The 3,738-nt window shown below is 60.5% G+C and carries 4 protein-coding genes; all 4 read right to left on the reverse strand.

The genetic code is table 11. The annotated features are described in order from the left end of the window. Nucleotides 1–480: ATP-dependent metallopeptidase FtsH/Yme1/Tma family protein (locus tag P792_RS38790; protein WP_035439719.1), on the reverse strand; the 480-nt coding region annotated here is incomplete at its 3' end. A gap of 166 nt (nucleotides 481–646) precedes the next feature. Next, on the reverse strand, nucleotides 647–1,936 hold the full coding sequence (gene tilS / locus P792_RS27710; RefSeq protein WP_023978576.1) for a tRNA lysidine(34) synthetase TilS: 1,290 nt from the start codon (nucleotides 1,934–1,936) through the stop codon (nucleotides 647–649). Nucleotides 1,937–1,944: 8 nt separating this feature from the next. After that, a complete protein-coding gene (locus P792_RS27715; RefSeq protein ID WP_031240704.1) occupies nucleotides 1,945–2,811 on the reverse strand; it encodes a tol-pal system YbgF family protein in 867 nt (288 codons plus the stop codon). A 259-nt stretch (nucleotides 2,812–3,070) separates the two neighbouring features. After that, nucleotides 3,071–3,547, reverse strand: a complete 477-nt coding sequence (gene pal, locus P792_RS27720; protein ID WP_023978578.1) for a peptidoglycan-associated lipoprotein Pal — start codon at nucleotides 3,545–3,547, stop codon at nucleotides 3,071–3,073. Nucleotides 3,548–3,738: the final 191 nt, after the last annotated feature.

Here is a 3,738-nt window from a genome sequence, read left to right on the forward strand (position 1 = left end):
GCCGGCCACATCGTCAAATGTGACGCGTCCCTGCTTCTCGGTCAGAAGGCGGGCACGCGACTTTCCGAAGCCCATGGCTCGGCCACTACCCGACTGCATCTGCCGGAAGAACAGGATACCGATACCCAGGAGGAAGATCATCGGCAGCCAACTCGTGACCGCACGCAGGATGGGGCTGCCATCTGCGTCAAGCGGCTTGGCCACAACCTCCACGCCCTTACCCGTCATCCGTGGCACGAGGCCAGGGTCAACCGGTGCATAGGTCTCGAAAGACGTACCGTCCTTCAAAGTGCCTGTGATGTTCTGGTTCTGCACAACGACAGAGCGCACCTTGCCTTCATCGATATCGGTTACGAAATCAGAATAGGCGAGTTGCTGCGCCGCGTGCTGGCTTCCCGTGGGCTGAAACGCCAGGAAGAGCAACAACGCCAGAACGATGATGATCACCCAGAGTGCCAGATTGCGGCCAAAATTGTTCATCACGGTCTCTATTGTTTCCAAATAACAGGTGCCAGGCCATGCGGCCGGCGTGCCCCCAGAGGAGAGACGTCGGCGTCGGTAGCCCCGTCTGCTGCCCTGAACCGACAACAGCGCTGATCTTTTTCATAACATAAGCATTTGGGGGGACGTTCCCACCCCCCGACGATCAAGTTTTCACGGTTTCCCGGTAATCTGGCCATCTTGACCGGTCACTCAGGCTCACGGCAGGCTCGAACGCGACTTCGAAGCCGGGCCAGTCCTGTGAAATGCCCTCACCCAGCGTCGGTACACCCACGACGCTGCCGCCTCGCCATAAGGCTGGAAGGGCGGCCAGTACTCGAGAGGGCAATGGATGGTGACGATAGCGGCGTGATTCCGGCCCCAGGGCGCCAATGCTCAGCCCAGGCTGCAGCGGCGCACCCCGCACCTTGAAACGCCGGTCCCACCAGAGCCCCTGATACAAGGCTGACTGCCCACGGATCGCTGCTGCCTCGCGTGCCAGGATCCACCCCTGGCCATACCGCCCTGCCTTGAGCAGGATACCCCCTGAGAGCGTCATCGCACGCGGCGACGCGATCAATCCGGCGAGATCCGATGGAGAGGGAGGATAAGCCGCGCCGGATATCATCTGCCAGAGCTGCCCCAGGAGGGCCGGGTCATCGGGCAAAGTTGTCATGACGGCATATCCGGCAGGATCAAGGCGGATCGAGGCGAGCCAATGTGCAACGGTCTCCGATCGTCTGTTACGTAGTGCTCCGTAAATGCTTGCCTCAACCAGCGTATCGCACCGCGCTGAGGCGTCCATATCCTGCCGTATACGGACACGCTCGAAGCATCGTTTCTGGTTACTGGGGTCTTCCACCCATTCTATATCCTGCGCCTGCAGTGTGGCACGAAGCCGCTCCGGCGCAATTGACAGCAGAGGGCGAAGATAGCGCAGATGCGGCGTCTCACGACTGAGCGCCATGGAAGCAAGGCCATAGGGTGTACTTCCATGCGCCTTGCGCATGATGAAGGTCTCCGCCTGATCGCCGGCATGATGCCCCAATGCAAGATCGAGAATACCATGGGCGGCGCAGGCCTCGGCGAGGATCTGATAACGGGCCGCCCTCGCGGTCTCCTGCAATCGTCGCGTGCCATCGAGCGCCTGAATGCACAGAACGCTCACGGGGATATCGAGCGCCTCAAGTCTGGACGCTGTCAGCGCAGCCTCGGCTGCGGAGTCTTGCCGCAAGCCATGATCGACAACAAATGCCCTGACGGCACGTCGCCAGCGTCGCAGCAACCAGGCAAGACAGAGACTATCTGCCCCCCCCGAAACTGCGACACCGAGTGGAAAGCGGGGCTCATCAGATGGAAAAGCCCCGAAGCCCTGCATGAGGGCCGCAAACTCCCCTGCTGCGATGGGCCATGCACCCGGCTGGGATGGCCGGTCCACAGTTTCAGCTGTAGGCATCAGCCCGTTCAGTGGCAGTTGGCACGGCCCTTGAAGCTTGTGACGGCAGCCTTCACGCGCGGTGTGGGCGAAGGAAACTCGGAATCGAGCTTCTGCAGGGCCTGACAGGCCGAGTTCTTGTCGCCCATTGCCAGCATGGAGGCGGAGACGCCAAGCAGGGCTTCCTGCGCGCGCGTGGACTTGGGGGAGCGATTATAAGCGTCGTAATAGGCAACAGCGGAATCGCGATACTGCTTCTGCCCCGCGAGAGACTGGGCGAGCAGGAATTGGGATTCGAGCTTCCCATTGGCCGTCTTGGCCAGTTTCAGCGCCTGCTCGGCATTGCTCTGTGCCGTGGCATAGTCACGGCTCTTCAGGGCAGCCTGACCGGATTTGAGCAGATCCAGCGCGGTCGCCGGTTTATCTGCGGGCGCTGCGGGTGGCGCACTGGAAGTGGCTGGCGCAGTCATGGCACCGGCACCGACACTGGACGCAGCGCCTGCCGCAGCGCCACCGGCTCCATTCTGGGCGGCGAACTGCATATCGCCAATCTGCTTGGTCAGCGTCGCATTCTGCGTCTGGACCTGATTGGTCAGCTGATCGAGCTCTCCGCGCATCTCCCGGTTCTCGTTCTCGAGCGTCGAGACACGCTGCAGAAGCTGGGAAACGAGATCGCCGTTGCCTGAACTGACGGCAGGGGCAGCATTGCCACTCACCGGCACGGAGGATGCACTGGACTGCACCTGCTGAAGCTGCTGCGAGAGCTGCTGGATCTGGTTTTGCAGCGCGATACCCTCGCGGCTCGTGACCTGAGCCTGTGCAGGTGAGAGCCCCAGCCCTGTTGCAGCGGCGACGGTTGAGAGAATGAGGAAGCGGGAAACTCGGGCACCGCGCATGGCGCATCCTTCGGTCAGATCGTGATGGCTGGCATCATGCCGCGCATGATCCTTCGCCGTATAGCTCAAAAGGACTTGTAAATCAGACGTTCCATAAAACAAAACCGGCTGATGCCACAGCACCAGCCGGTTTTGTCAGATCCGAATTCATCCCCTGCAGGTCGAAGGGGAGAATCAATCGTCAGAGTTGGCAGGTTGTCGAGACGCTGACGTGAAAAATCAGGTCAGAACCACGAACAATCCGGCAGTCTCGAACCGATTACTTGACCGAGGTGATCGCGTTACGGTTCTGAGCCCATGCCTGCTCGTCGTCACCATCAGCGGTCGGACGGTCCTTGCCGTAGGAGATCGTCGTGATGCGCGAAGGAGCAACGCCCTTGGCAACCAGATAGTCACGAGCTGCATTCGCGCGACGCTGGCCGAGCGCAATGTTGTACTCTTCCGTGCCACGGTCATCGCAGTTACCAGCGATTTCGACGCTGACCTGCGGGTAGCGGGCGAGCCATGCTGCCTGCTTGTCCAGAGTTGCCTGTGCATCGCTGGAGAGCGTGTTGCGGTTCAGGTCGAAGAAGACGCGATCGCCGACATTGGCGACCAGATCGGCTTCGCTACCGGGCGCAGCGCCGGTTTCCTGAGCCGTTGCGCCTGCACCGGTCGATGCACCCTTGTTTGATTCATCCGAGCATGCAGCCAGAACGACTGCAAGGCCAAGCGCACCGAGAAGCTTGAAATTCATTTTTGCCAACCCTGAATATAGTCCCCATCCGGGACCAGGAAGCGTGACGACAACTAATTACGAAGGTCGGAGTTCCCGTTTTGCTTTCTGGTTACCATAACCATTGGGCCTTACCGATCCCGACGACCAAGATCGGCCATACTCATTCCCACAAAGCGCGGTCAAGCGGCATGACTACCATCGCGCACCAA

This window comes from Asaia sp. SF2.1, assembly GCF_000505765.1.
In the GTDB taxonomy this organism is placed as follows: domain Bacteria; phylum Pseudomonadota; class Alphaproteobacteria; order Acetobacterales; family Acetobacteraceae; genus Asaia; species Asaia bogorensis.

Excerpts from the sequence above, each read along its gene's own strand:
- tilS (WP_023978576.1), bottom strand. The coding sequence starts at position 1,936 with ATGCCTACAGCTGAAACTGTGGACCGGCCATCCCAGCCGGGTGCATGG.
- P792_RS27715 (WP_031240704.1), bottom strand. The coding sequence starts at position 2,811 with ATGCGCGGTGCCCGAGTTTCCCGCTTCCTCATTCTCTCAACCGTCGCC.
- pal (WP_023978578.1), bottom strand. The coding sequence starts at position 3,547 with ATGAATTTCAAGCTTCTCGGTGCGCTTGGCCTTGCAGTCGTTCTGGCT.